The following is a 24571-nucleotide window of genomic DNA, read 5'->3' as shown; positions in this document are numbered from 1 at the left end:
CCCCCCGCACTGCAACTCCCCCCACGGAAGCTCTCGCTCCGCTGTTCCCCCTCGGGAAGCCCGCGCCCCCGGCGCGTGACGTCCCGGCCTTCTCAGAACTTCGCGAACAACTCCCCCTGGCGACACCGGACTCGCGGGTCCCGCCAGACTCCTGAAGCGCACGGGCCCCCGTCACAACCTCGGATGCTCTTCACGCCCCAAGCCCCCCTCGGGCCAACGGAATTGATCACCCCCACGTCCGGCGCGAGAGACACAACCGCTGGCCATCCGCATCGCCGGACCCATAGATCATCTTTTGTCGCCTGGTGTCACACCGTGCGAAGCAAGGTCAATCTAGACCATGTGTGCTCGCCTGAAGAGAGGTCTGTGTGGAATTTGTGCACAACATTTGACGCCGAGTCGATAGATCTCTGACAGCCCGCAGGTACATCGGTGACGGAAAACTTGCCTTGCGCCCGGCGGCGGCGGGAGTTTCCCGGACCGTTGGCACTGGCAATCAAGGCGTCCCGGCTCTGATCGACGACAAGGGGGAACGGGGCTCCGCATCGCCTCTCGCGCGGGAGGGCTCCGAGGGTGGCCTCGACCGGTTCGGCGCCGTCGGCTCCGCACTCGTGCGCGCCGGTCGGCACGCCTCCGGGGCCCGCACGGAGCGGCCCCGGCGGTGTGCGGTCGCACAGGCGGAGGGGCCGCTCCGCACGACACCGGACGCGGCTCTGCCCGGCAAGCCGATCTCCTCGCTAGCCGTCCGAACTCGCTTCGGCGGGCGGGGTGTTCGCACTGTGGTACCGCAAGGCCGATCGGACCGCCGCCCTCGACCGCCATGGCCGGATCCGGTCACCGGCATACGCCGGTACGGGCGGCGCGCGGCACCTCCGATCCGGGCCTTCAGGCGGTCCCCGAACGCGACAGCCCCCTCCGGGGCCGGGGTTCCTCACCTCGGCTCGTGATCACACCCGCCCCACCCGACACTTCTCCACCGCACGCCCCGGGCGCCCGGAGACACATACGCGAAGTGCCGGAAAAAACGGGTCGCCCCGGTACGCCTGTGCACAGGCGTACCGGGGCGAGTCCATCAAGTCCTCAGCCCTGGCTGCAGTAGTCCACCCAGCGGTGCGAGGAGATGTTGTTGTTGACGCTCTTGCCGAACTGGTCCAGGCCCGCGCCGTAGGTGAACTTGTAGTTGCCGGTCGTGGTGTCCCACCAGCGGTCGCCCTGGCTGATGCAGGCGTGTGCGCCGCCGGCGTTGGGGGCGGTGTACAGGTCCACGGCGTCGAAGCCGCCCGCGTAGCCGTTGTTCCAGATGTCGGAGGTCAGGTTGCGGCAGCTGCCCCAGTTGTCGGAGTTGCCGGACCACTTGCACTCCCGGCCACCGCCGTAGGGCTGAGTGTAGACGTGGAGGTAGCCGTCCCCGGAGGCGAGTTGCGCGGTCGCCTTCGCCTGGGAACCCGCGTCCAGCGCGCTGGCGCTGGAGACCGGGGAGAAGAGCGCGGCGACGGCGGCGGCCGAGGCCGCGACGGTGAGGAGACGCTTGACGGACATGTTTTCCCTCGTTTTCGTGTGGGTGTGGCTGGTGCGCCCACGGCTCGGAGGCCGTGGTGGTCGGGGTGGTGCAACCACGGCTCGGAGGCCGTGGTGATCAGGGTGATGCGCCCATGGCCCGGAGGCCGTGGTGATCGGGGTGGTACGCCCACGGCCCGGAGGCCGTGGTGATCAGGGTGATGCGCCCACGACTCGGAGGCCGTGGTGATCGGGGTGGTACGCCCACGGCCGGAGACCGTGGTGATCGGTGGGGAGCCGGGCCGGGTTCAGTCGCCGCGGGCGACGATCGCGCGGGCGCGGGGCAGTGCCTCGCGTTTGAGGCGCGCGAGGTCGGCCGTCTCCCGGGGGTGGCCGCGCCCCAGTCGGTCCCGGTACTCGGAGTCCAGGGACTTGGCCACGGACGACAGGCCGCTGGAGAGGGCACAGGCCGCCTCGGCCGAAGCCAGTCGTACCTCCTCGGCATGCGGCCACGGAGTCTCCGGCAGGGTGGCCGCGGCCCGGGCCCGGGCGGGGTCCGGGTAGTTGTACGTCCGCTCGCGCATGCAACGCGCCCACGGCTCGACGGCCGCCTTGTAGCGCTTGTCGTTCGTCACGAGGTCGACGCGCATGCCGGCCAGGCTGTCGGTGACCCGGGTGGCCCGGAACCAGGCCTGGAGATCTCCGTACAACTGCCGTTCGGCGGTGGCCTGGCAGCCCTCGTCGCTGTGGGAGACCCGCATGCCGTTCGGGAGCCGGGCCGAAAGCCCTTGCGGCCGCGCCCCGTTGAGGTCGCTCACCAGGACGGCCCTGGTCGTGGCCGGCATGGAGCGGAAGTACCGCTGGTTGGCGTTGCGCCGGACCTCGGCCTCCCGTTCCCGGCGCAGATCGGTGCCGTAGCCGTGGGCTCGGGCCCATGCCGGGTCGTCCACGACGTAGGGGAACCGGGCCGAGACGTCGTCAGGACTGGGCGGCTCGACCCAGTACTTGTGTCCCTCCTTCTCCATGCACTCCTTGATGAGGAGCTGCTCAGCGAGCCGTAGCGTCTCCGCCGGGCCGCCCGCGGCCTGGGGCGTGCCGCTTCCGGTCGCGCCGGGGGCGGTCGTGGTGCCCGCGCATCCGGTGGCCGCCGTCGCCAGCAGACCGGCGGTCAGCAGGGCCAAGGTCCAGCGGTGCATGGGGCGCCTCCCGGGGCTCTGGTCGAACGGACGTGTTGCTTTCGATCCGTTGACGCCCCACGGGCCCCGTCCGTATGCCCCTGGACCACACGGTTTTTTCTTTCTCCGACGGTCATACGAGCGCGGCGCGCGAACCGTCCTCCCCGCACGCGAACGCCCTCACAAACCGACCTCGCCGACCGGCGGGAACCAGCCAACCGGCGGGAGCAGGGAGGAGTGCCGAACCCAGGCCCAGGCACGCACAACAGGCATCACCTGCCCTGACGTTGCAGGTGAGGGACCCCGGTCCGCCGTATCGATCGAATCCGGTCACGGCGGTCCGGTCCTTGCTGTGCCCCAGCTATGTCGTGGGCATGTTCGCCGATATCTTTGCCGTGCCATGGGGCGGGCGGTGCGGTGATCGGGGAACGATGTTCGAAGTGCGGCTGCTGGGTCCGGTCGAGGTGTGGGCCGGAGACCGGCGGGCCCCGCTCGGCGGCGTCAGACCCCTCGCGGTCCTGTCGGCACTGGTCGTCCATCTCGGTGAGGTGCTCTCCACCGAGCGGCTCGTGGACTGTGTCTGGGACGAGCAGGCGCCGGCCACCGCGGGCGCCCTGGTGGCCACCCATGTCTCCGCCGTACGCCGGGCACTGGCCCAGGTCACGGATGCCGCGGTGGTCCGGACGCGACCGCCGGGCTATGTCGTCGATCTCGACCCGTCCCGCATCGACGCCCGCCGGTTCGAGGACCTGCTCGCCTCGGGTCGCGCCGCCGCCGCGGCGGGCCGCCTGGAGGAGGCCGCCGACCTGCTGCCCGAGGCGCTGGCACTGTGGCGCGGCCAGGAGGCGCTGGAAGGACTGGGGCAGTCGTTCGCCCGGATCGAGGCGTCCCGGCTGGCCGAACTGCGGCTCGTCGCCCAGGAGGAGACCTTCGGACTGCATCTCGAACTGGGCCGCGCGGACCGGACGATCGCTCCGCTGCTCGCGCATGTCGCCGCCCACCCCCTGCGGGAACGACCGCGCGGCCAGCTGATGACCGCGCTGGTCCGCACCGGCCGCGTCTCCGACGCCCTGCGCACCTACCGGGAGGGCCGCGCGATCCTGCGCGAGGAGCTGGGTATCGATCCCGGCCCCGAGTTGCGGGCACTGCACCAGGCGGCCCTGACCAACGACACCCAGGAGTCGGGCAGCGCACGCCCGCACAGCACCGGGCGGAAACCCTCAGGCCCCCCGAAGCCGCCGCCGGGCGACAGCCGTGGCACGCCCGACGCCCGCGCGTGGCCCGCGCCGTCCCATCTCCCGCCGGACATCGCCGACTTCGTGGGCCGCTCCGAGCAGATCGCCTGGGCCGCCTCGCTGGTGGGCGGGGTCGACGAGGCGGGCCGTACCGCTCCGCCGATCGGGGTGATCTCCGGCCGGTCCGGAACGGGCAAGACCGCGCTCGCCGTGCACGTCGGCCACCGTACGTCCGAACTCTTCCCGGACGGCCGTCTGTTCGTGGACCTGCGGGCGGCGGACACCGCGCCGCTGCAGTCCGCCGACGCCCTCGCCCGGCTGCTGCGCGCCATGGGCGCCGACCCCGAGACCCTGCCGACCTCGGTCGAGGAACTGACCGGGCTGTACCGCACCCACATCGGACACCGGCGCGTCCTGCTGATCCTGGACAACGCGGCGGGCGAGGCGCACGTACGACCCCTGCTGCCCCCGGGCCCGGGCTGCGCCGTCCTCGTCACGAGCCGGCGCCGGCTGGTCGCGCTGGAGGGCTCCGCCCATCTGGACCTGGCCGTGCCCGACCAGGCCGAGGCGCTCGAACTCCTGCGCCGGGTCGCCGGACCGGACCGCACGAGCGCCCAGCCGGAGCGGGCCGCGGAGATCGTCTCGCTGTGCGGACGGCTGCCGTTGGCCGTGCGTATCGCGGGCGCCCGGCTGGCGGCCCGCCCGCACTGGGCGCCCGGCCGGCTCGCCGACCGGCTGCGCGACGAACGCCGCCGGCTGAGCGAACTGAGCGCCGGGGACCTGGAGTTGCGCACCAGCCTCGAACTGGGTTACGCCGACCTGGAGTTGCCGGAGCGCCGGGCGCTGCGCCGACTGGCCCTGCTCGACCTGCCGGACTTCGCGGCCTGGATCGCCGCCCCGCTGCTGGACATCGGCACGGAGGAGGCCGAGGAGGCGGTGGAGCGGCTGGTGGACTGCCACTTCATCGACGTGATCGGCGTCGACGACACGGGCCGCAGCCGGTACCGCATCCACGACCTGGCCCGCGAACACGCCCGCGAACGCTGTCTGTCCGAGGAGAGTGCCGAGGAACGCACGGCGGCCGTGCTGCGGCTCGTGGCCTCCTGGCTGGGTCTTGCCGAGAAGGCGGCCGCGCTCGGCCCGGGCGGAGCCGCCCGACGCTTCCCCGAACCGGCCGCCGTACGGCCCCTCGACCCGGCGACCGAGGAGGAGCTGCTGGCGCGGCCCACGTCCTGGTTCGCCGCCGAACAGGCCTGTCTGCTCGCGGCCGTTGAGTACTGCGCCGACCACGGCATGGTCCGCGCCGCCCGTGACCTGGCGGGCGCGCTGATCGCGAGTTCGGCCGCGCTATACAACCAGTTCGACGCCTGGTCCCGCTCGCACACGGCGGCCTTGGCCGCCGTGCACCGTGGCGGGGACAGCGAGGAGGAGGCGTGGCTGCTCGCTGGGCTTGGCCAACTGCGCTACGAACAGGACGAGTTCGAGGAGTCGTACACCTACTTCGGCAACGCGCTGCGGCTGTTCGAGGCGCGCGGTGACGTGCCCGAGGGCGTGGCGCTCGCCCTCGCCGGGATGGGGACGGCCCGCCGCGAACAGGCCGGGTACTCCGAGGCGTTGGAGCGGTTGAACGCGGCGTTGGAGCGGTACGGGGAGTCCGCCGGGCCGGGCCCCCGGGCCCGGGTGCTGTACGGCATCGGCTATGTACACCGGGAACAGGGGCGCGACGCCCAGGCCCGGGAGGCTCTCGGGCGGGCAGTGGACCTGTACCGCGCGGCGGGCGACCGGCACGGCGAGGCGCTGACCCTGCGCTCACTGGCCCTGTGCCACCGGGCCGAGGGCGCGCTCGCGGACTCGGAGCGCTTGCTGCACGAGGCACTGCGCATCTTCGCGGGTCTACAGGACACCTTCGGGGTGATGTACACCGAACAGTCGCTGGCCAAGACGGAGTTGAGGCTCGGCCGCCTCGACGAGGCCCGCGCGCGGCTCGGTCGCTGCCTGACCGTGACCCACGAGCGCCAGGACCGCTTCGGCGAGGCGCTCGTCCTGCGCACGCTGGGCGAATGGCATCTGGCCGCCGACGATCCGGACGGCGCGTGCGAGCCACTGGAGCGGGCCCTGTCGATCTGGGAGACCCTGCGCCTGCCGCTATGGCGGGCCCGAACGCTTCGCAACCTGGCCGAGGTTCGCGAGTCCCACGGCGACACCTCGGGCGCACGGGCGGCCCGAGCCGAAGCACTCGCCGTCTTCCGGGAGTTGGACTGCCGCGAGGCCCAGGAGCCGACGGTGGACGCCGGGTAGTCCCTGCCCTCCGCACGTCTGCAGAAGTCCTGGTGACCCGCTTGCAGGCAACTTGCAGAGCACCTGCAGCGGGGTCCGCGATGCTGATGCACGTGACAGAGATCATCACGCTCTCGGACGCCCGGGTCGCCGCGGTCGCCGAGGACGACTGCGGCGAACCGCTGGTCGACCTCCGCGGCACGGGCAACCTGTGGATCGACCACCGGCAGGCAGACGACGACGGCCACTACGCCCACCTCAGGGCCGGTGCGCTACGGCGGCTGGTGCGGGCCCAGCGGCTGCTGCCGGCCGGGGTCCGGTTCCTGGTGGTGGAGGGGTACCGGCCGCCCGATCTGCAACGCCGGTACTTCGAGAAGTACGCGCAGACCATGCGCCGGGCCCACCCGGACGCGTCGCCGGAGCGGATCCGCGAGCTGGCGAGCGCGTACATCTCCCCACCGGAGGTCGCACCGCACGTCAGCGGCGGTGCGATCGACCTGACGCTGTGCGACCAGGACGGCCGGGAACTGCCGCTCGGCACGGAAGTCAACGCGACCCCCGAGGAGAGCGACGGCGCCTGCCGCACCGAGGCGCCGGGCATCAGCGCCGAGGCACGCGCCAACCGGGCCCTCATGAGCTGGGCCCTCGACGCGACCGGCTTCGTCAACTACCCGACCGAATGGTGGCACTGGTCCTACGGCGACCGGTACTGGGCGCTGCTGCGCCGGGCCCCGGCCGCCCGCTACGGCCCCGCCACCCCACCCGGTTCGACGGCCTGACCAGCCACCGACCGGGACACACCACGACCGCACGCACCGTACGACCGAGGGGGAACCAGCCTTGGAGACCGGAACCTGCGCCGTCCCGCCACCGCGGCGGGAGGACGACGACCGGATGAGTCCGAAGGACTTCGACGCGTCCTTCGCCGCCGACATGCCACGCCTGCGCCGCCGGCTGCTGGCCCTGACCGGCAACCCGCACGACGCCGACGACCTGCTCCAGGAGACCTACCTACGGCTCTCCCGACGGGCCCGCGCCCAGAACCTGACGCGGCAGCAGCACCCGTACGCCTACACCTGCACCGTCGCCCTGAACCTGCTGCGTGACGCCTGGCAGCACCCCTCCCGGCGCGAGCAGTCCACCGACCGGCTGCCCGAATCGGGCTGGGACGGCGGGCTGGCCTCCTACGAGGCGTCCCAGACCACGCTGGCGCTGCTGGGCGTGCTCTCCGAGAAGGAGGCCGCGGCGGTGATCCTCGTGGACCTGGAGGGCCTCAGCCACGACACCGCGGGGGAACGGCTCGGCGCCCACCGCGGCACGGTCCAGCGCAACCGCATGCGCGGCCTGGCCAAGATGCGCGACGCGCTCGACCACTAGCCCGTGCCGCTCCCCCACGGGGGTGGGGAGCGGCACGCACGTCCTCATCACCGTCCCCACCGCCGTCCCCGGCCCGTCCGGCGACGTCATCTCGACGAAGGAAGACTTCCTTGAACACCAGCAGCACGCGCCGCCGGACCAGCGGCGCGCTCCTGGGGGCCTCGGTCCTCGCCCTGTCCGCGTTCTTCACCGCCCCTGCCCTCGCCGCGCAGGACGCCACCTGCGGCGTCCTGGCACCGGGCGCCTCGGCCACCGCGCAGGCCGCGGTGAACGCCGCCTGTTCGCAGATCGGCGTCTGGTACAGCTGGGGCGGCGGACACGCGGCCACACCGGGCGCCAGCTACGGCTACTACGACGGCTCGGACCCCGACAGCCTCCACGACAACGAGCGCAAGGGCTTCGACTGCTCCGGTCTGATGCGCTACGCCTACTACCAGGCCACCGGCAAGGACCTGCTCAACGGCACGGCGAACGACCAGTTCAACAGCTCCCAGGCCTCGGCCCGCTTCTCCGCCGCGCAGGGCAGCGCCCCGCTGCTACCGGGCGACCTGATGTTCTGGGGCAGCGGGCACGTCCACCACGTCGCCATGTACCTGGGCAACGGGCAGATGGTCGAGGCGTACGAGTCGGGCACCCACATCCGGGTCGCCCCCGTCCGCACCGGCGGCGACTACGCGGGCGCGATCCGCATCAACGGGTCGGGCACCCCCACCCCGCCGCCCGCGAACGGCGGGACGGTCTTCGAGACCTGGGGCACCGGGGTGCGCACCCACGCCACACCGAGCACGCGCGGTGCCGTGGTGGACACCTTCGCCGGGCCGACCCAGGTGTCCGTCCAGTGCCAGGAGCACGCCGAGACGGTCACCGCCGAGGGCTACACCAACGACATCTGGTCCAAGCTGGCCGACGGCTCCTGGCTGACCAACATCTACATCAAGGGCCCGGCCTCGCTGCCCGGCATCCCGGACTGCGGCGGCAGCAGCACCCCGCCGCCCTCGGGAGGCAGCAAGCCCTTCCAGACCTGGGGCACCGGCGTCCGCACCCACAGCCAGCCGAACGTCAACGCCGGCGTGGTCGACTACTTCGCCCAGCCCACCACGGTCAACGTCGTCTGCCAGGCCCACGCCCAGGAGGTCACCGCCGAGGGCTACACCAACGACGCCTGGTCCAAGCTGACGGACGGTTCCTGGCTGACCAACATCTACATCAAGGGCCCGGCCTGGCTGGACGTACCGACCTGCTGACCCGAAGCCGCTGTCACGGCCGCCGTACGCCTCACGGGGCGTACGGCGGCCTGCCTCGGCCATACGAAAAGGGCCCCCACAGGCTCTCGCCTGCGAAGACCCTTCGCACGGTCGGGACGACAGGATTTGAACCTGCGACCCCTTGACCCCCAGTCAAGTGCGCTACCAAGCTGCGCCACGTCCCGATGCCCGTCTGACCTGGGGTTTCCCCTGGTTGAACGCGCATGGAAACAATACCGCACTCGCGTCGATGATCGCGCCCGCCTTTCTTCCGGACCGCTTGACCTGAAGTTTGGTCGAGGTTGCACGATCGTCCGTATGACAGCGACAACCACGGAACACGGCCGCCGCCACACCCACGGCGACCTGCCCCGCCTGATGGGGCTGATGACCGGCGACGAGAAGCACGGCCCGGCGGCGACCTCGACGCTCGACGCGCTGTGGGTCCTCTACGACCGGGTACTGCGGGTCGGCCCCGAGCGGATGGACGACCCCGAACGGGACCGGTTCCTGCTGTCCAAGGGGCACGGACCGATGGCCTACTACGCCGTACTCGCCGCCAAGGGATTCGTCCCCGTGGAGTGGCTCCCGGACTTCGGTTCCTACGACTCCCCGCTCGGGCACCACCCCGACCGGGTCCTGGTACCCGGCGCCGAGATCGGCAGCGGCTCGCTGGGGCACGGGCTGCCGATCGCCGTCGGGACGGCACTCGGGCTGCGCGCCCAGGGACGCGGGGAACCGCGGGTCTGGGTCCTGGTCGGGGACGCCGAGCTGGACGAGGGCAGCAACCACGAGGCCATCGCGTTCGCCGGGCCCGCCGGACTGGACCGGCTGCACACCGTCGTCATCGACAACTCCTCCGCCAGCCACGCCCGGCCGGGCGGTATCGCCGCGCGCTTCGAGGCCGCGGGCTGGTCGGCGGTGACGGTGGACGGCCGCGACCACGAAGCGCTGTACGCCGCCTTCACCGCGCCCCACCCCGGCCGACCGCATGTGGTCGTGGCCCGGGTGGAGCCCAAGTCCGCCTGATCATCCGCCCGTTCGGCGATGCAGTGGTCAACCAGCAGCACGTAGCAGTAGCAGCGGCTCAAGAAGGGCTCTTTTCATGGACACCATGCGTGACCGGTTCGCCCCGGTCGTCTCCCGGCTGCTCGACGAGGACCCTCGGGTGGCCGTCGTCCTCGCCGAGATCGGCACGGACGGCTTCGCGGACGCTCGACTCCGCCACCCCGACCGGGTGATCAACGTCGGCATCCGCGAGCAGCTCCTCGTCGGGGCGGGCGCGGGACTCGCCCTGACCGGGATGCGCCCGATCGTGCACACCTTCGCGAGTTTCCTCGTCGAGCGCCCCTTCGAGCAGGTCAAGCTGGACCTCGGACACCAGGACGTGGGCGCGGTCCTGGTGAGCGCCGCCGCCTCCTTCGACTGGCCCGCCGGCGGGTTCACACACATGGCTCCGGGCGACGTGGCCCTCCTCGACACCCTGGACGGCTGGACCGTGCACGTACCGGGCCACCCGGACGAGGCCGAGACCCTGCTACGGCACGCGGTCGCCGCGGGCGACGACAAGGTGTACGTACGGCTGTCCCTCCAGTCGAACGCGGAGGCCCTCCCGGTCGACGGCGCGCGCTTCCGCACCGTCCGCGAGGGCCGCTCCGGCGTGGTGGTCGCCGTCGGGCCGATGCTCGACGCCGTCCTCGCCGCGACGGAGGGCCTCGACGTCACCGTCCTGTACGCCACGACCGTACGGCCCTTCGACGCGGACGCGGTGCGCGACGCCACGCGGGCCGCCGGGACGGATGTCGTCCTCGTCGAGCCGTATCTGGCGGGCACCTCGATCACGGCCGCGAACGACGCACTCGCCGACGTGCCGCACCGTGTGCTCGGCCTGGGCGTGGGCCGCGCCGAGCTGCGGCGCTACGGCACCGTCGAGGAACACATCGCCGCACACGGGCTCGACGCCCGGACGCTGCGGGAGCGGATCGGCGGATTCGTCGGGAGCGGGCGGGTGGCGGCACGCGCCTGAGCCGCCCCTCCTACGGCAACCCTGGCCCCCGTGCCCGCCTCAGCTCTTTTGCGGGCAGGTCCGATCGCCCATCGGCGCACCACTCGGGGCGTTCGGGGCGTTCGGGCCGACCGCGATCACGTCGGCGCGTATCAGTCCGCGGATGGCAGGCACCAGGAGCAGAGCGACCGGCACCACCAGACTCATCGCCCCCGCGACGAGGAGCACTTGGCCGGTGCCGAGGACGGCGGCAGCCGGGCCCGCCAGTGCCTGGCCGACCGGCATCATCGCCAGCGAGCCCGCCACGTCGTACGCGTGGATGCGGTTGAGGACGTCCGGTGGGACCTGTGTCTGGACGCTCGTCGCCCACATCACTCCCCAGAAGGACATCCCCACCCCGGCGACCGCGGCGCCGGCCGCCATGGCCGGTACGCCGAGCCCCGCTCCCACGGTCGCCGGGAAGCCGGCGAAGGCGAAGAGGGCGATCGCCCCGGCGCGGAGCATACGGCGGGGGCGCAGTCGCAGGGCGAGCAGCCCGCCCACGACGGTGCCCGCGCCGAGGGCCGAGTTGATCAGGCCGTAGGCGCGCGGGCCGTGCTGTTGCACCACCTGGGTCGCCACGAGCGGTGTGGTCGGGCCCGATACGGCGATCATGTAGAGGCACCAGACGGCGATGACTCCCCAGAGCCAGGTGCGCGCTCTGAACTCCCGCCAGCCCTCGACCAGATCGGCCTTGAAGGCGCCCGTTCCGTGCCCGGGTGATCGGCTGCCCGGCGCGAGCGGGGGCAGTCGGAGCAGCAGGAGACAGAGGGCACTCACCGCGTACGTGGCGGCGTGGGCCGCGAACACGCCGCCGGGCGAGGTGAATCCGACGAGCAGACCCGCCACGGCCGGACCCGCGAGTTGGGCGGCGGACTCGGCGATGCGTATCGCGCCGTTCGCGCCCTGGATGTCGGAGGCGAGTCTCGGCACCGTGCTCGCCACGCCGGGCTGGAACACCGCGCCCGCGACGCCGTTGACGAAGCCGATCGCGCAGATCTCCCAGAGCACGACATGGCCGGTGAAGAAGACCGCGGCGGCGAGGGACTGGGTGCCGAGGCGCACCAGGTCGGCGCCGATCATCAGCTTCCGGGTGCTGAACCGGTCGGCGATCACCCCGCCGAAGACGACAAGTCCCGCGAAGGCGGCGGCCGTGGAAGCCATGGCGAGGCCGACCGCGCCCGCGCCGTAGCCGTGTTCCAGCAGACCGGCGGCGAGGGCCACGGGCAGCATGGTGTCCCCGAGCCGGGCGACGGCGCGGGCCACGAAGAACAGCGCGAAGTCCCGTGACCAGACGGGCCGTTCACCACCTCCGTCGCCCCGCTTCGCCGAACCGCCGACCAACCCGCCGTCCGCTCCGGCAACGATGTCATCGCCTGCGCCGGTCACCGACCCTGGCCCCGTCCCTTCACGCGCCGGATGCGACGCCGACCCCGTCATCTCCCCCACCGCTCCCTCCCCGACCGCCGCCCCCGAAGCGCCCCGCCGGTGCGCATGACCTCCTGCTCGGGTGGGAGCCGGATCCCCCGCGCCCCGGCTCCCACTCCGCTTCCGGATCATGCCACGCACCACTGACAACGCCCGAGGGGATTTCAGTCGCCGGAGCCGGCCGGCAGGCCCAACTCGGGGTAGGCGTCCAGGAGTCGGGGCGGGGCCGCCTGGCGCCAGGAGTCGGCGAGGATGTCGCGGAGCTCGTCCTCGCTCTCCAGCGCGGAGAGGCGGGCCCGGACCCAGGCGAAACCCGCCTCGTGGTCGGCGATCCAGAACTTGTCCGGCTCGGCCAGGACCAGTTCGTCGCGCTCCTCCTTGGGGCAGCGCACGGCGATGGAGGTCTCCTCCTCGGGCACCGTCACGAACATCTTCCCGGCGACCCGGAACGTGGGCATGTTCCAGGCGACCTTCTCCGTCGTGTCCGGGAGGGAGAGGGCGATACGGCGTACGTCTTCGGCATCCGGCATGAGACGCAAGATAGCGTCCGGCACTGACAGGGCCCGGAGCAGGGATGATGGGTCCATGTCGCCCATCCCCGTCGGCCCCCGTCCCCTGAGCCACCCCGAGCGGGCCGTGCTGGAGTGCGTCCTCTCGGCCGACTTCGTCGGCGCACCGGCGCTGCGGAGCCAGCTGGAGCGGACGGAGGTCGTGGCCCGCTGGGCGCCCGAGTCGGTGAGCGTCGACCTGCGGGTCCGCGAACCCGTACAGCGTGCGGCGATGACGTCCGAGCTCGTACCCGTCGACGCCCACGTGCACGATCCCTCGGGCGAATACATCGGGGAGCTGCTGGTGTGGACCGATGAGGGCGCCACCTCGGCAGCCCTGGAGTACGCCTGGATCACCGACGAGATGCCGACCTCCCTGCCGACCGTCGATCATCTACGTATCGCCCCGCGCTGACCGGCCGGTTCACGTCACCGGTCTCGAGAAGCCGCCCCTATTTCCTCCCCCACCCGCTTGTAGTAGAGCGTTGTCGGCCGCAACACCCCCGCCGGGCTCGCCGCGTAGTCCGGGATCACGCCGGCCCTGGTCCAGCCGGCGGAGCGGTACAGGTGCTCGGCGGGGCTGTCGGTCTCGGTGTCCAGGTGGAGGAGGGTGAGGCCGGCCGCGACGGCCGCGTCCTCGGCAGTGGTCAGGAGGCGGCGGCCGAGGCCCGCTCCCCTGGCCTCCCGGTGCACCATGAGCTTGACCAGCTCGGCACGGTGGCGGCTGTTGGGCTTGTCGGGGAAGACCAGGCTCACCGTGCCGGCGACCCGGTCGCCGTCCAGTGCGGCCCAGACGGCGAGCCGCCCGGCGGCCACCCCGTCGGCACGCTCCCGCCACCACTCGACGGCCGCCGTACGGCCGAGCGGCGCGAGGAATCCGATCGAGGCGCCGTCGTGCACGGTGGCGGTCAACAGGTCCGCCAACTCGTCCGCGAGGGCGAGCAGTTGAGGCGCGTCCAGACGTGTCACCCTCACGGCAGCACCACCGCCAGTACGTACCGCACCGCGTCGGGCCCCGGACAGCGGAACCGCGTCGGCCCCCACACCCGCAGCCGCAGACAGTCACCGGCGTCCAGACGGTGCTCGGTGTCCTGCGCCGTCACGTCGAGGGCGCCCTCCAGGACCCAGATGTGCTGTTCCAGGCCGGGCACGGGCGGCCGGTCGTAGGCGAGGTCGGCGCCCGCGCGGAGCCGCCCCTCGACGAGTTCGCCGCGCAGCCCGGTGTGCGGGGGCGACACGGATCGTCGTACGAAACCGGAGGCGCGGTCCTCCCACACCGGTTGCTCGGCGGCGCGGACCAGCAGGGCGGGTTCGGCCTCCACCTCGCTGAGGAGTTGGGACATGGTCCGGCCGTAGACACCGCACAGACGGTTGAGGAGGGAGGCGGTGGGGCTGATCTCGGCGCGTTCGGCGCGGGACAGCGTCGACCGGCTCACCCCGCTGCGTTCCGCCAACTCCCCCAGCGACCAGCCGTGTTGGGCACGCAGCTCGGCGAGCCGGGCGCCGAGTCGGAGGTCCATGGGATCGATGGGGTCCATGGGATCGATGGGTTTGATGGGCGCCACCGTTTTCTCGGATCTCATATCCGGGACGTTATCCCTGATATGAGACGGCGAGGTTACGTCCGGGCCACTTCTTCCAGTGCGTCCAGTACCGGGCGGATCAGCGGGTGCTCCTCCGTGCCGCGTCGTACGGCGGCGAAGACCCGGCGGGTCGGCGCCACTCCGTCGACGGGCCGGACGACCACGCCGGTCAGGTCCATGCCGCGCAGCGCCGAGCGGGGGACGAGGGCCACGCCCGCGTCGGCCGAGGCGAGGGCGACCACGGCGCGGAAGTCGTCCGAGGAGTGTTCGAGGCGGGGCTGGAATCCGGCGTTCTCGCAGGCCAGGAGGGTGACCTCGTGGCAGGGGTTGCCGGGGTAGGGGCCGATCCAGGGGTCCTTGGCCAGTTCGGCGAGGGGCACTTCGTCGGTGTCGGCGAGGCGGTGGGTGAGCGGGACGACCACGTCGAACGGCTCGGCGTAGAGCGGGACATGGATCAGGCGGGGGTCGTCGGCGGGCGGGGCCCCGCGGTACTCGACGGCGACCGCGACGTCCACCTGCCGGTCCAGCACCATCGGCAGGCTGGCGTCGCCCTCGGCGTCCTGGACGCGGAGGCGGATGCCGGGGGCCAACGAGGAGAGCCGGGCCACCGCCGGTGCCACGACCTGGGCGATGCCCGTCGCGAAGGCGGCCACCGTCACCGTGCCGGCCGCGCCCGAGCCGTACGCGGCGAGTTCCGCCTCGGCCCGCTCCAGCTGGGCCAGGACCACGTTGGTGTGGCCGAGCAGGATCTCGCCGGCCGGGGTCAGTCGTACCCCCTTGGCGCCGCGCTCGACCAGTCGGTGGCCGGTCTCCTGCTCCAGGGCGGCGAGCTGCTGGGAGACCGCCGAGGGGGTGAGATACAGCGCGGCGGCCGCCGCCGTCACGGTGCGGTGGTCGGCCACCGCACGGAGGATATGGAGCCGCCGCGCTTCGATCATGGGACCGATTATCGCAATATGTCCGGGGCGGTGACCGCCACGGCTTGCTCAGCCTCTCGCCCCGGGCTCCACTCAGCTCCCTCGCCCCCGGCTCCGCTCAGGCGTCCAGCTCCGCCCGCGCCGCGACGAACGCGTCCACCGCCCGGTTCACGTCCTGTGTCGAGTGCGCGGCGGAGAGCTGGACCCGGATACGGGCCTGGCCCTGCGGGACGACCGGGTACGAGAAGCCGATCACGTACACGCCCCGCTCCAGGAGCAGCTCCGCCATCCGGCCGGCCACGGTCGCGTCGCCGATCATCACGGGTGCGATGGCGTGGTCGCCGGGGAGGATGTCGAAGCCCTCCTCGGTCATCCGGCGGCGGAACAGGGCGGTGTTCTCGGCGAGTTGGACACGCAGGTCGTCCGCGGACTCCAGCAGGTCGAGCACCTTGAGCGAGGCGGCCGCGATCACCGGGGCGAGCGTGTTCGAGAAGAGATACGGCCTCGAGCGCTGGCGCAGCAGCGCGACGATCTCGGCGCGGGCGGCGACGTAACCGCCGGAGGCGCCGCCGAGGGCCTTGCCGAGGGTGCCGGTGATGATGTCGACGCGGTCCATGACGCCGTGCAGTTCGGGGGTGCCCCGGCCGCCGGGGCCGACGAAGCCGACGGCGTGCGAGTCGTCGACCATGACCATCGCGTCGTAGCGGTCGGCGAGGTCGCAGATCTCGCGCAGCGGGGCGACGTAGCCGTCCATGGAGAAGACGCCGTCGGTGACGATCAGCTTGCGCCGGGCGCCGGACGCCTCCTTCAACTGCTTTTCCAGATCGGCCATGTCGCGGTTGGCGTACCGGAGGCGGCGGGCCTTGGAGAGGCGGATGCCGTCGATGATCGACGCGTGGTTCAGCGCGTCGGAGATGACCGCGTCCTCCGCGCCCAACAGGGTTTCGAAGACACCGCCGTTGGCGTCGAAGCAGGAGGAGTAGAGGATCGTGTCCTCCTGGCCGAGGAACGCGGAGAGGCGGGCCTCGAGTTCCTTGTGGACCTCCTGGGTTCCGCAGATGAAGCGGACGGAGGCCATGCCGTAGCCCCAGCGGTCGAGGGCCTCGTGCGCGGCGGCGACGACCTCGGGGTGGTCGGCGAGGCCGAGGTAGTTGTTGGCGCAGAAGTTGAGGACCTCGCCGGGGCGGCCGCCCGCGGTGACGTTCACCGTCGCGGACTGCGGGGAGCCGATCACGCGCTCGGGCTTGTGGAGTCCGGCGGCGCGGATCTCGTCGAGGGTGGTGCGGAGGTCGTCGCGCACGGAGTCGAACATGGGGGAAGCTCCTAAAGTTCCTTCGCCGAAGGGGAGTTACGAGGTCAGAAGGGAGTTACTCGGTCCAGTCGAGGATGACCTTGCCGCCCTTGCCGCTCGCGGCGTCCGCGAACGCCGCCTCGAAGTCACGGTGACCGTACCGGCCGGTGATCACGGGCGCGAGGTCAAGCCCGCCCTCCAGCAGCACCGACATCGCGTACCAGGTCTCGAACATCTCACGGCCGTAGATGCCCTTGATGGTGAGCATCGAGGTGACGACGCGGGACCAGTCGACCGGGAACTCCTGGGCGGGCAGGCCCAGCATGGCGATCCGGCCGCCGTGGGTCATGTTGGCGATCATGTCGCGCATCGCCTCGGGGCGGCCGGACATCTCGAGGCCGATGTCGAAGCCCTCGCGGAGTCCCAACTCCCTCTGTCCGTCCTCGATCTGAGCGTCCGTCACGTTCAACGCCAGGCTCACGCCTATCTTGCGGGCGAGGGCGAGGCGTTCCTCGCTCACATCGGTCACCATGATGTTGCGCGCACCGGCGTGGCGGGCAACTGCCGCCGCCATGAGGCCGATCGGGCCCGCGCCGGTGATCAGTACGTCCTCCCCGACCAGCGGGAACGACAGCGCGGTGTGCACGGCGTTGCCGAACGGGTCGAAGATCGCGGCGACATCGAGGTCGACGGGCACCCGGTGCACCCACACATTGGCGGCGGGCAGCGCGACGTACTCCGCGAAGGCCCCGTCCCGGCCGACGCCGAGCCCGACCGTGGCGCGGCACAGATGCCGGCGCCCGGCCAGGCAGTTGCGGCACTTGCCGCACACCAAGTGGCCCTCGCCGCTGACCAGTTCACCGATCGGGATGTCGGTGACGTCCCGGCCGGTCCCGACGACCTCGCCCACGAACTCGTGGCCGAGCACCAGCGGCGTACGGATCGTCTGCTGTGCCCAGCCATCCCAGTTCCGGATGTGCAGATCGGTGCCGCAGATCCCGGTCCGCAGGACCTTGATCAGTACGTCGCCGGTTCCGACGGCGGGCTCCGGGACGTCCGCGAGCCACAGCCCGGGCTCCGCCTTCTCCTTGACCAGCGCCTTCAACGCTACGGCTCCTGAGGGTGAGGTCCCGGGCGCGGGCACGATCCGGGCATGCCGGACGAGCCCGTTCCGGGGGTGGGGGTGGATTCCACCAGCAATCTGCCCCACCGGAGCGCCCGGGTCCATCGAGGTTTTCTTAAGCGGTGCCGCAGCTTTCCTTCACACCCCTCACTCCGCCAGCCGCGAGACCTGGTAGTGGGCGATGTGCCAGCCGTCCGCCAGCCGCTTCACCAGCACGGCGAGCTTGACGTCCACCGGCGGCCGGTCGGTGAACGTGAACTCCGTGTCCAGATAGCCGAGTACGAGGTCGTCGCCGTACCGCCGGGTCTCCAGGACCTCGTAGGCCGCCTTCATCCCCAGCGGCTGGGAGGCGTAGTACTCGGCGACGCCCGGTCGGCCGACGGCGTAGGGGTGCAGCCCCTGGAAGATCGCGTCCTCGGTGAAGAGCCGGGCCACCGCCTCCGGGTCATGGGCGTCCACGGCCGTTTTCCAGGGGTCCAGGACGCCGCGCAGGATGACTTCGTCGTCGTTCTTGGTGCTCATCTCCGTCGACCTTTCTCAGTGACCGGCGCTCATACCGCCGTCGACGTGCAGGATCTCGCCGGTGACGAAGGGGGCGCTCTCCAAGAAGAGCACGGCGTCGACGATGTCGCTCACCTCACCCATCCGGCCGACCGGGTGCAGGCCGGCGAGGCCCTCATGGGTCTCCTCCGGGTGCATCGGGGTCTTGATGGTGCCCGGCGACACCGCGTTGACGCGGATGCCCCGGGTGGCGTACTCGATGGCGAGGGACTTGGTGGCGGACTGCAACCCGCCCTTGGTCAGCGAGGCCAGGGCGGAGGGGACGCGGGCGTCCGCGTTGTCGACCAGGCTGGTGGTGACGCTGACGATGTGGCCGCCGCCCTGGGTGAGCATGTGCCCGATGGCGAGCTGGGTGAGCCGGAAGAAGCCGGTCACGTTGATGCCGAGCACGCTCGCGTAGTCGTCGGCCGTGTAGTCGGTGAAGGGCTTGGCGACGAAGACGCCCGCGTTGTTGACCACCGTGTCGATCCGGCCGAACCGCTCGATCGCGGCGGCGACGACCCGCTCGGCGGTCGCCGGGTCCGCGATGTCGCCCTGGACGGTCAGGACGTCCGCGTCCTCGGCGGGGGCGATGGTGCGCGAGGTGGCGACGACGGCGTATCCGAGCTTGCGGTAGGCCTCGACGACGCCGGCTCCGATGCCCTGCGAGGCACCGGTGACGATCGCGACCTTCTGGTTCTGAGTGCTCATGACGACCTTCTCCGAAGGGGTGAGTGCGGTGCTCCCGGTCGGTCGTTTCTAGTAGCCGACCGGTCGCCTATTCGTGAAGGTAGGCGACCCGGAGAGGTGAAGGCAAAGGCCGGAGGGGCTTTTCCCAGGACCGGAATCCTCGCTGCTGGGAGGCGTGGCCTCCCAGTCCACGTCAGCGGTGCGGGTCGCCCTCGGGCAGCCAGGCGTCGGGGGCGCGCAGGCCGAGGTCGCCGACGCCGTCGCAGAGCGCGTCCACGGCGGCGAGCACCCCGGTGCGCGTCTCGTTCTCGCGCCACACCAGCGACCAGGTCCAGTGCACGGTCGGTGCGACGATCTCGCGGCGCACCAGGTCGGGCGGCAGCGAAGTGGTCTGCCCCTTGGGCGAGTTGACGACCGGGCGGCGGCTGCGGCGGACGTGGTCGAAGAACGCGGGGCCGGTGATGCCGCCGTCGGAGATGGGCACCGTGCGCGCCCCGGTGTCGTCGGCCAGTCGCTCGGCGTAGACGTTCCAGGACGACCAGGAATTGGTGTCGTCGTCGAGGAGGACGGACGTGTCCCGGGCGCGCACATCACCGGTGTCGGTGCCCGGGGCCACCGCGTACAGCCGGTCCGCGCCGAGCAGCCGGGCCCGCAGGCCGAGCCGCTTCAGGTCCTCGTCCCGCACCCAGCACACGGCGAGGTCCAGGCTGCCGTCCGCGACCCGGGCGGCCTGGGTGTGCGAGGGCGCCACCCACGCGTCGACATGCACCTGCGCCACTCCGGCAGTGCGCGAAGTCAGGTCCGCGGGGAGCCAGTTGACGTAGCCGAGCCGGACCGCCTCCGAGCCCGCGAGCCGACCGGCCCGGCGCCGGAGGTCCTCGGCCCGCTCCAGCAGGTCCCGGGTGTGCGGGAGCAGGGCGGCTCCGGCCGGGGTGAGGGAGACCGAGCGGCGGTCGCGGTCGAAGAGCCGTACACCCAGGTCGCGCTCGAGGGCCTTGATCTGCTGGGAGAGGGAGGGTCCGGCGATCAGGAGGCGGTCGGCGGCCCGGCCGAAGTTCAGCTCCTCGGCGACGGCGACGAAGTACCTCAGTTGGCGCAGCTCCACGTCCGTCATGCTACGCGGGCCTGGGAGGCCGTCCCTCTCAGCAGGGAGCAAGTCTGTCGTGGCGCCCGCGCCGGTCCCGGGCCACGATGAGGGCATGGAAGTCCGGCGTCCCTTCGTCGTGCCGGGCGGGCCCGAACGGAGCGAGGTCATGCGAGAGTTCCTGGTCGAGATCACCACCACCGTCCCCGAGGGCACGCCCAAGGACGAGGTGGACCGACGCCGCGCCGCCGAGGCCGTCCGCTCCCGCGAACTGGCCGCCACCGGTCATCTGGGGCGGCTGTGGCGCCCGGTCGGCGAGCGGCGCAGCATCGGCGTCTGGCTCGCGGACGACGAGGAGCAGCTCCACGCGAAGGTGCTCGGCACGCTGCCCCTCGCCCCGTGGATGACCTTCGCCGTCACCCCGCTGGAGCCGCACCCGAACGACCCCGGTCATGCGGAGTAACTCCCGGCGCACACAAGGGTCTTCACGTTCATGAGTCGCGGTGCCCGGGTCCCCGCGACCCGGGCGGGCGGTGGCGTGCCGTCGCCCCGGGCGCACGTCGTGCGGGTCGCCGCGGCCCTCGCGGCGGGCATGGGTGTCGGCCGCTTCGTCTACACCCCGATCCTCCCGCTGATGCACACGCAGGCAGGGCTCTCCACCGACGCGGGCGCCCACCTGGCCACCGCCAACTACGTCGGCTATCTCCTCGGCTCCCTCGCGGGCACCCTGTTCCCCACCCTGGTCCGTTCCCGCACGGTCCTGCGCGGATCGCTCCTCCTGCTGATCGGCACCCTCGCGGCGATGCCCGCCACCCACAGCACCACGGTCTGGATGGCCCTACGGCTCCTGGCGGGCGCGGCGAGCGCGATGGTCTTCGTGGTCGCGGTCAGCTCACTCCTCGGCCATCTGCGCGACCACCCGCCGCACCTCCCCGGCTGGGGCTTCGGCGGGGTGGGCGCGGGCATCGCCCTCTCCGGGCTGCTGGTACTCGCCCTGCGCCCGGTCGCGGACTGGCGGGTCGCGTGGTGGTCCTCGGCCGTACTCGCCGCCGCGCTCGCGACGGCCGCGTGGAACCTACGGCCCGATGTGCCGGGCGCGATCCCAACTGAGGCCCCCGCGAAGGGAGTTGACCGACACTTCGGCGCACTGTTCGTCAGCTACACCCTGGAGGGCGTCGGCTACATCGTCGCCGGGACCTTCCTGGTCGCCGCGATCGCCCAGAGCTCCCCCGGCGGGCTCGGCAGCGGCGCGTGGGTGCTCGTCGGGCTGGCCGCCGTACCGTCCTCGGCCTTGTGGGCGCGGCTCGGGCGTCGCTGGTCGCGGCCCGGGCTGCTGTACGTGGCGCTGCTGATCCAGGCGGTCGGCATCGCGCTGCCCGCGCTGGTCGACGGGGTGGCGGCGGCTCTGGTGTCCGCGCTGCTGTTCGGCGCGACCTTCATCGGCGTCAGCACGCTCGCCCTGGCGACCGGGGCGGAGCTGCGGTTCCCGCGCTCGGTGGCCCTGCTGACCGCCGGATACTCCGTCGGCCAGATCCTCGGCCCGCTGACGGTCGCCCCACTCCTCCACCACGGCTACCGCCCGGCCCTGCTCCTGGCCGCCCTGGTGGTCCTCGCCGCGGCCGTGTCCGCCGCCGTCCTGCGCATCGGCTTCCCGCACCACGCGGCGGCGGTACGCCACTCCGTCCCGGACCAGGCACGACGACCCGCGCCGACCGATGCCGGCCACTGAGCAGGCGGCGCGAGCCCCAGCAGGGCATCGAAGGACCACGCCCACCGACGCCGGCCACCGATCAGGCGGCGCAAGCCCCCAGCAGGGCAAGGCAGTTGGCCCAAAGGGGGCTCATACGCCCCGTGTTGTTGTAGAGCTTCGCGAACATCACCTGGCCCTCCAGTTGGGCGACGACGGAACGCGCCGCCTCCTGTGGGTCGTTGACGGTGACGTCCCCCCGGTCGCGTGCCTCGCCGATGACCGCGGCGACCATTTCGACCTGGGCGTCGAAGATCTCCTGGAGCCGCGCGCGCACGGCCTCGGTCTGGTTGCTCATCTCCAGGCTGAGGTTGCCGAACAGACAGCCCGGCACGGTGCCGCAGCCCTGCTGCACGGCGTACTGCCCGGCCTCCGTCTCCTCGAACAACTTCCGTAGCCGGTCCAGGGGTTGGGCGTCCCCGCCGAGGACACGTGCCCACTCCCGGCGCTGGTCCGCCCAGTGTTCGTCGACGACGGCCAGCGCGAGGGCCTCCTTCGACGCGTAGAAGTAGTAGAAGCTGCCCTTCGGCACCCCGGCCGCCTTGCAGATCTCGGCGACCCCGAGCGCCGAGTAACCGCGCGCCTCGAAGAGCGACCGCCCGGCGGCGAGGATCTTCTCTCCGGCGTCACTGGTTCTACCCATACGACAACTATACGACCGGTCGGCTATGAGCCGCCGATGTGCTCCAGCCGCACCACCAGCTCCGCCGCCGTCGACTTGATCGTCTCAAGACCCGGCTTCCCCCACGGCCGCGGCTCCGTGTCGACGACACACACGGTGCCCAGCACCATCCCCGTGGAGTCGATGAGCGGCGCCCCCAGATAGGACCGGATCCCGAACTCGTCGACGACCGGATTGCCCGCGAACCGCGGATAGTCGCAGACGTCCTCCAGCACCAGCGCCTTGCGCCGGACCACCACATGGGGGCAGAAGCCGTAGTCACGCGCCAACTGCCGCCCCACCTCCGGCTTGGCATGTTCCCCGCCCGAGCCGGGCCTGGGCAGTCCCGCCCCGCCCGGAGTGTGCAGACCGGCGAAGAACTGCCGGTTCTCGTCAATGAAGTTGACCATGGCGTACGGCGCACCGGTGAGCTCGGCGAGATGGTCCGCGAAGGCGTCGAGGGCGGGGTCCGGACGCTCCCCCAGGCCCAACCCGCGCAGCCGTCGCCGCCGTTGAGGTGCCTCCTTGTCCTCCGGCGTGAGCAGCAGACGACCTGCCGGACGCGGCGGGTCGTAGCTCATGGGCGAACTCCGTCCGTGTGGACGTACGTCATAGAGGAACTCCGTGGCGGTGTGCGGGAATCACATGTGGGCGCCATGGCTCGGCGCGTGCGCCGGAGCGTGGGCGATGAGATGGCGTACGAGGGTCAGCAGGGTCTGCACGCCGGAACTGGAGATCCGCGCGTCGCAGCGGACGACCGGGATCCCGGGGTCGAGATCTATGGCGGCACGCACTTCCTCGGGGTCGTAGCGGTAGGAGCCGTCGAACTCGTTGATCGCGACGATGAAGCCGAGGCCGCGCTGTTCGAAGAAGTCGACGGCCGCGAAGCACTCCTCCAACCGTCGGGTGTCGGCGAGGATCACCGCGCCGAGCGCGCCCTCGGACAGCTCGTCCCACATGAACCAGAACCGCTCCTGTCCGGGAGTGCCGAACAGATAGAGCACGTGTTCCGGGTCGAGGGTGATCCGGCCGAAGTCCATCGCCACGGTCGTCTCGACCTTGTTCTCGATGCCTTCGAGATCGTCGGTCGCGGCACTGACCGTGGTGAGCAGCTCCTCCGTGCTGAGCGGCGCGATCTCGCTCACCGCGCCGACGAAGGTCGTCTTGCCGACACCGAATCCGCCCGCCACCAGGATCTTCAGTGCGGTGGGGAAGGGGTCGTGGCCGCTCTCGTAGTCAGAGCTGTCGTCGTAGTCCATCGAGCACTGCCTCCAGAAGAGACCGGTCAGTGGGGTTGTGGTGGAACTCGGGTGGCTTGGTGGTCAGTGCCCCGCAGTCGACGAGGTCCGACAGCAGCACCTTGGTGACCGCGGCCGGCAGCTTCAGGTGGGCGGCGACCTCGGCGACCGAGACGGGCGCGCGGCACAGGTCGAGGGCCTGCGCGTGCTCGGGACCGAGGTAGCCGAGAGGGGTGGCGCCGGTGGCCATCACCTGCGACAGGAGGTCGAGCGCGACGGAGGGCCGGGTCCGGCCGTTGCTGACCGTGAAGGGGCGCACCAGACGTCCGGCCGCGTCGTCCAACCAAGGCCCGTCGCCGGCCGTCGCCACGCTCAAGGCCTCATCGCAGGGGATTCGACGGCGTGCTGCCGGGGCGCGGTCACGAGGTAGGGGCGGACGCTCTTGACCAGCATCGCCATCTCGTAGCCGAGGACGGCCGCGTCGGCCTCGCGGCCGGCGAGCACGGCGAGACAGGTGCCGGATCCCGCGGTGGTGACGAAGAGCAGGGTCGAGTCGAGTTCGACGACGACCTGCCGGACGTCTCCGCCGTCACCGAAGCGGACGCCCGCGCTCCGGCCGAGGGAGTACAGCCCGGAGGCCAGGGCCGCCATGTGGTCGGCGCTGTCGGGATCGAGCCCGTGAACCGACTTCACCAGCCCGTCGCAGGAGAGCAGGACCGCGCTGGTGGTGTGCGGCACGCGCTGCACGAGGCCGCTCATCAGCCAGTCGAGATCGGATACATGGCCGGTCGGCGCATCGCTCGCCATGGTGGATCGACTCCTTGGGGTACGAAGGTCTGCGGGAGCGCTGGTGGGGGTGGGCGTGTGGGGGG

Annotated in this window: 26 protein-coding genes and 1 tRNA gene; 9 read left to right on the top strand and 18 right to left on the bottom strand. The window is 71.8% G+C overall.

Going from position 1 to position 24571, the window contains the following annotated elements; genetic code table 11:
- Positions 1–1080: 1080 nt before the first annotated feature.
- Together JHN63_RS31895 and JHN63_RS31890 are read right to left on the bottom strand one after the other, a co-directional pair.
- Positions 1081–1539 (bottom strand): hypothetical protein, encoded by a 459-nt coding sequence (locus JHN63_RS31895; protein WP_200687172.1) that lies wholly within the window; start codon positions 1537–1539, stop codon positions 1081–1083.
- A gap of 266 nt (positions 1540–1805) precedes the next feature.
- Positions 1806–2693 (bottom strand): hypothetical protein, encoded by an 888-nt coding sequence (locus JHN63_RS31890; protein ID WP_200687170.1) that lies wholly within the window; start codon positions 2691–2693, stop codon positions 1806–1808.
- A 410-nt stretch (positions 2694–3103) separates the two neighbouring features.
- On the opposite strand from JHN63_RS31890, the gene JHN63_RS31885 reads away from it, so the two are divergent.
- The 4 genes from JHN63_RS31885 (at position 3104) to JHN63_RS31870 (ending at position 8805) form a co-directional block, all read left to right on the top strand.
- Positions 3104–6205, top strand: coding sequence for a BTAD domain-containing putative transcriptional regulator (locus tag JHN63_RS31885; protein WP_200687168.1), 3102 nt, complete (start codon positions 3104–3106; stop codon positions 6203–6205).
- Positions 6206–6297: 92 nt separating this feature from the next.
- The gene (locus JHN63_RS31880) at positions 6298–6963 is read left to right on the top strand and encodes a M15 family metallopeptidase (protein WP_200687166.1); all 666 of its coding nucleotides are present in this window, start codon (positions 6298–6300) and stop codon (positions 6961–6963) included.
- Positions 6964–7078: 115 nt separating this feature from the next.
- A complete protein-coding gene (locus JHN63_RS31875; protein ID WP_200687164.1) occupies positions 7079–7561 on the top strand; it encodes an RNA polymerase sigma factor in 483 nt (160 codons plus the stop codon).
- A 110-nt stretch (positions 7562–7671) separates the two neighbouring features.
- Positions 7672–8805, top strand: coding sequence for a C40 family peptidase (locus JHN63_RS31870; RefSeq protein WP_200687162.1), 1134 nt, complete (start codon positions 7672–7674; stop codon positions 8803–8805).
- Positions 8806–8916: 111 nt separating this feature from the next.
- Here the strand turns inward: JHN63_RS31870 and JHN63_RS31865 are convergent.
- Positions 8917–8990, bottom strand: a tRNA-Pro gene (locus tag JHN63_RS31865).
- A gap of 133 nt (positions 8991–9123) precedes the next feature.
- On the opposite strand from JHN63_RS31865, the gene JHN63_RS31860 reads away from it, so the two are divergent.
- Both JHN63_RS31860 and JHN63_RS31855 read left to right on the top strand, forming a co-directional pair.
- Complete coding sequence (locus JHN63_RS31860) at positions 9124–9834, top strand: transketolase (protein WP_200687160.1); 711 nt, start codon at positions 9124–9126, stop codon at positions 9832–9834.
- A 76-nt stretch (positions 9835–9910) separates the two neighbouring features.
- Complete coding sequence (locus JHN63_RS31855) at positions 9911–10831, top strand: transketolase family protein (RefSeq protein WP_200687158.1); 921 nt, start codon at positions 9911–9913, stop codon at positions 10829–10831.
- A 39-nt stretch (positions 10832–10870) separates the two neighbouring features.
- Here JHN63_RS31855 and JHN63_RS31850 read toward each other — a convergent pair whose 3' ends face one another.
- Both JHN63_RS31850 and JHN63_RS31845 read right to left on the bottom strand, forming a co-directional pair.
- Positions 10871–12238 carry an MFS transporter gene (locus JHN63_RS31850; RefSeq protein WP_374222963.1) on the bottom strand — a complete coding sequence of 456 codons (1368 nt, stop codon included), beginning with the start codon at positions 12236–12238 and terminating at the stop codon, positions 10871–10873.
- A 203-nt stretch (positions 12239–12441) separates the two neighbouring features.
- Positions 12442–12807 (bottom strand): MmcQ/YjbR family DNA-binding protein, encoded by a 366-nt coding sequence (locus tag JHN63_RS31845; RefSeq protein WP_200687156.1) that lies wholly within the window; start codon positions 12805–12807, stop codon positions 12442–12444.
- Between the two features lie 55 nt (positions 12808–12862).
- Here JHN63_RS31845 and JHN63_RS31840 point away from each other — a divergent pair, with 55 nt between their 5' ends.
- A complete protein-coding gene (locus tag JHN63_RS31840; protein ID WP_200687154.1) occupies positions 12863–13240 on the top strand; it encodes a hypothetical protein in 378 nt (125 codons plus the stop codon).
- Between the two features lie 14 nt (positions 13241–13254).
- Here JHN63_RS31840 and JHN63_RS31835 read toward each other — a convergent pair whose 3' ends face one another.
- The 8 genes from JHN63_RS31835 to JHN63_RS31800 all read right to left on the bottom strand — a co-directional run bounded on the left by JHN63_RS31835 (position 13255) and on the right by JHN63_RS31800 (position 20083).
- Positions 13255–13800, bottom strand: a complete 546-nt coding sequence (locus JHN63_RS31835) for a GNAT family N-acetyltransferase (RefSeq protein WP_200687152.1) — start codon at positions 13798–13800, stop codon at positions 13255–13257.
- Positions 13797–14408 (bottom strand): helix-turn-helix domain-containing protein, encoded by a 612-nt coding sequence (locus JHN63_RS31830; RefSeq protein WP_234478016.1) that lies wholly within the window; start codon positions 14406–14408, stop codon positions 13797–13799. The genes JHN63_RS31835 and JHN63_RS31830 overlap by 4 nt, the downstream gene beginning before the upstream one ends.
- 35 nt (positions 14409–14443) lie before the next feature.
- Entirely contained in the window at positions 14444–15346 is a 903-nt protein-coding gene (locus tag JHN63_RS31825; protein ID WP_200687150.1) for a LysR family transcriptional regulator, read from the bottom strand.
- A 97-nt stretch (positions 15347–15443) separates the two neighbouring features.
- Positions 15444–16637 carry a glycine C-acetyltransferase gene (locus JHN63_RS31820; protein ID WP_200687148.1) on the bottom strand — a complete coding sequence of 398 codons (1194 nt, stop codon included), beginning with the start codon at positions 16635–16637 and terminating at the stop codon, positions 15444–15446.
- 55 nt (positions 16638–16692) lie between these two features.
- The gene (gene tdh / locus JHN63_RS31815; protein WP_200687146.1) at positions 16693–17721 is read right to left on the bottom strand and encodes an L-threonine 3-dehydrogenase; all 1029 of its coding nucleotides are present in this window, start codon (positions 17719–17721) and stop codon (positions 16693–16695) included.
- A gap of 165 nt (positions 17722–17886) precedes the next feature.
- Complete coding sequence (locus tag JHN63_RS31810) at positions 17887–18261, bottom strand: SgcJ/EcaC family oxidoreductase (RefSeq protein WP_200687144.1); 375 nt, start codon at positions 18259–18261, stop codon at positions 17887–17889.
- A 15-nt stretch (positions 18262–18276) separates the two neighbouring features.
- Complete coding sequence (locus tag JHN63_RS31805) at positions 18277–18990, bottom strand: SDR family NAD(P)-dependent oxidoreductase (protein WP_200687142.1); 714 nt, start codon at positions 18988–18990, stop codon at positions 18277–18279.
- Between the two features lie 172 nt (positions 18991–19162).
- The gene (locus JHN63_RS31800; RefSeq protein ID WP_200687140.1) at positions 19163–20083 is read right to left on the bottom strand and encodes a LysR family transcriptional regulator; all 921 of its coding nucleotides are present in this window, start codon (positions 20081–20083) and stop codon (positions 19163–19165) included.
- Positions 20084–20222: 139 nt separating this feature from the next.
- On the opposite strand from JHN63_RS31800, the gene JHN63_RS31795 reads away from it, so the two are divergent.
- Together JHN63_RS31795 and JHN63_RS31790 are read left to right on the top strand one after the other, a co-directional pair.
- Complete coding sequence (locus tag JHN63_RS31795; RefSeq protein WP_200687174.1) at positions 20223–20516, top strand: muconolactone Delta-isomerase family protein; 294 nt, start codon at positions 20223–20225, stop codon at positions 20514–20516.
- A 30-nt stretch (positions 20517–20546) separates the two neighbouring features.
- A complete protein-coding gene (locus JHN63_RS31790) occupies positions 20547–21782 on the top strand; it encodes a YbfB/YjiJ family MFS transporter (RefSeq protein ID WP_200687138.1) in 1236 nt (411 codons plus the stop codon).
- Positions 21783–21843: 61 nt separating this feature from the next.
- On the opposite strand, the gene JHN63_RS31785 is transcribed toward JHN63_RS31790, so the two are convergent.
- Genes JHN63_RS31785 through JHN63_RS31765 form a run of 5 tightly spaced genes read right to left on the bottom strand, consistent with a single transcriptional unit; the run spans position 21844 to position 24506 of the window.
- A complete protein-coding gene (locus JHN63_RS31785) occupies positions 21844–22443 on the bottom strand; it encodes a TetR/AcrR family transcriptional regulator (protein WP_200687136.1) in 600 nt (199 codons plus the stop codon).
- Positions 22444–22466: 23 nt separating this feature from the next.
- The gene (locus JHN63_RS31780; protein ID WP_200687135.1) at positions 22467–23042 is read right to left on the bottom strand and encodes a GAF domain-containing protein; all 576 of its coding nucleotides are present in this window, start codon (positions 23040–23042) and stop codon (positions 22467–22469) included.
- Positions 23043–23102: 60 nt separating this feature from the next.
- Positions 23103–23720: an ATP/GTP-binding protein gene (locus JHN63_RS31775; protein ID WP_033281764.1), complete on the bottom strand. Its 618-nt coding sequence runs from the start codon at positions 23718–23720 to the stop codon at positions 23103–23105.
- A complete protein-coding gene (locus tag JHN63_RS31770) occupies positions 23698–24069 on the bottom strand; it encodes a DUF742 domain-containing protein (RefSeq protein ID WP_033281763.1) in 372 nt (123 codons plus the stop codon). The genes JHN63_RS31775 and JHN63_RS31770 overlap by 23 nt, the downstream gene beginning before the upstream one ends.
- Positions 24070–24071: 2 nt before the next feature.
- Positions 24072–24506 (bottom strand): roadblock/LC7 domain-containing protein, encoded by a 435-nt coding sequence (locus JHN63_RS31765; protein WP_019069670.1) that lies wholly within the window; start codon positions 24504–24506, stop codon positions 24072–24074.
- Positions 24507–24571 lie beyond the last annotated feature (65 nt).

Origin of the sequence: Streptomyces sp. MBT65 (assembly GCF_016612545.1) — a bacterium.
Classification (GTDB): Bacteria; Actinomycetota; Actinomycetes; order Streptomycetales; family Streptomycetaceae; genus Streptomyces.
Note: the sequence above shows the minus strand (reverse complement) of the source record. Positions and strands in the feature narration are given on the sequence as shown.

What these genes read in the sequence shown, in the direction of transcription:
- JHN63_RS31895 (WP_200687172.1), bottom strand. Translation starts at nt 1,539, where the DNA reads ATGTCCGTCAAGCGTCTCCTCACCGTCGCGGCCTCGGCCGCCGCCGTC.
- JHN63_RS31890 (WP_200687170.1), bottom strand. Translation starts at nt 2,693, where the DNA reads ATGCACCGCTGGACCTTGGCCCTGCTGACCGCCGGTCTGCTGGCGACG.
- JHN63_RS31885 (WP_200687168.1), top strand. Translation starts at nt 3,104, where the DNA reads ATGTTCGAAGTGCGGCTGCTGGGTCCGGTCGAGGTGTGGGCCGGAGAC.
- JHN63_RS31875 (WP_200687164.1), top strand. Translation starts at nt 7,079, where the DNA reads ATGAGTCCGAAGGACTTCGACGCGTCCTTCGCCGCCGACATGCCACGC.
- JHN63_RS31860 (WP_200687160.1), top strand. Translation starts at nt 9,124, where the DNA reads ATGACAGCGACAACCACGGAACACGGCCGCCGCCACACCCACGGCGAC.
- JHN63_RS31855 (WP_200687158.1), top strand. Translation starts at nt 9,911, where the DNA reads ATGGACACCATGCGTGACCGGTTCGCCCCGGTCGTCTCCCGGCTGCTC.
- JHN63_RS31845 (WP_200687156.1), bottom strand. Translation starts at nt 12,807, where the DNA reads ATGCCGGATGCCGAAGACGTACGCCGTATCGCCCTCTCCCTCCCGGAC.
- JHN63_RS31840 (WP_200687154.1), top strand. Translation starts at nt 12,863, where the DNA reads ATGTCGCCCATCCCCGTCGGCCCCCGTCCCCTGAGCCACCCCGAGCGG.
- JHN63_RS31830 (WP_234478016.1), bottom strand. Translation starts at nt 14,408, where the DNA reads ATGAGATCCGAGAAAACGGTGGCGCCCATCAAACCCATCGATCCCATG.
- JHN63_RS31825 (WP_200687150.1), bottom strand. Translation starts at nt 15,346, where the DNA reads ATGATCGAAGCGCGGCGGCTCCATATCCTCCGTGCGGTGGCCGACCAC.
- JHN63_RS31820 (WP_200687148.1), bottom strand. Translation starts at nt 16,637, where the DNA reads ATGTTCGACTCCGTGCGCGACGACCTCCGCACCACCCTCGACGAGATC.
- JHN63_RS31810 (WP_200687144.1), bottom strand. Translation starts at nt 18,261, where the DNA reads ATGAGCACCAAGAACGACGACGAAGTCATCCTGCGCGGCGTCCTGGAC.
- JHN63_RS31805 (WP_200687142.1), bottom strand. Translation starts at nt 18,990, where the DNA reads ATGAGCACTCAGAACCAGAAGGTCGCGATCGTCACCGGTGCCTCGCAG.
- JHN63_RS31800 (WP_200687140.1), bottom strand. Translation starts at nt 20,083, where the DNA reads ATGACGGACGTGGAGCTGCGCCAACTGAGGTACTTCGTCGCCGTCGCC.
- JHN63_RS31795 (WP_200687174.1), top strand. Translation starts at nt 20,223, where the DNA reads ATGCGAGAGTTCCTGGTCGAGATCACCACCACCGTCCCCGAGGGCACG.
- JHN63_RS31790 (WP_200687138.1), top strand. Translation starts at nt 20,547, where the DNA reads ATGAGTCGCGGTGCCCGGGTCCCCGCGACCCGGGCGGGCGGTGGCGTG.
- JHN63_RS31785 (WP_200687136.1), bottom strand. Translation starts at nt 22,443, where the DNA reads ATGGGTAGAACCAGTGACGCCGGAGAGAAGATCCTCGCCGCCGGGCGG.
- JHN63_RS31780 (WP_200687135.1), bottom strand. Translation starts at nt 23,042, where the DNA reads ATGAGCTACGACCCGCCGCGTCCGGCAGGTCGTCTGCTGCTCACGCCG.
- JHN63_RS31775 (WP_033281764.1), bottom strand. Translation starts at nt 23,720, where the DNA reads ATGGACTACGACGACAGCTCTGACTACGAGAGCGGCCACGACCCCTTC.
- JHN63_RS31765 (WP_019069670.1), bottom strand. Translation starts at nt 24,506, where the DNA reads ATGGCGAGCGATGCGCCGACCGGCCATGTATCCGATCTCGACTGGCTG.